The organism is Methylophaga sp. UBA4204, from assembly GCF_002379485.1.
Taxonomy (GTDB): domain Bacteria; phylum Pseudomonadota; class Gammaproteobacteria; order Nitrosococcales; family Methylophagaceae; genus Methylophaga.
Genome location: NZ_DFTU01000006.1, coordinates 486 through 805, shown reverse-complemented (window position 1 = coordinate 805; position 320 = coordinate 486). Strand labels below are relative to the sequence as shown.

The 320-nt window shown below is 47.2% G+C and carries 1 protein-coding gene; it reads left to right on the top strand.

The genetic code is table 11. From position 1 onward, the window contains the following. Positions 1–320: polyprenyl synthetase family protein (locus B3182_RS00725; RefSeq protein WP_292751134.1), on the top strand; the 320-nt coding region annotated here is incomplete at both ends.

Genomic DNA, 320 nt, shown 5'->3' with positions numbered 1-320 from the left:
GATGCATTGCAAAGTCTGGCGTTTGAATGTCTGACCGAAAACGATTTGCCGGCAGATCAGCAAATCGCTATGGTTAAATGCCTGGCACAGGCTTCCGGTGTTATGGGAATGGCCGGTGGCCAAGCCATCGATCTGGCTTCAGTGGGTAAACAACTTAACCAAACAGATCTGGAAGCCATGCATTTATTGAAAACCGGCGCTTTGATCCAAGCCAGTGTTTTGCTGGGAGCTTACTGTGGTAAAAATTACAGTTCGATGGATTTAAAACATCTCAACAATTATGCCGCAGCTATTGGCCTGGCATTTCAGGTGCAGGACGA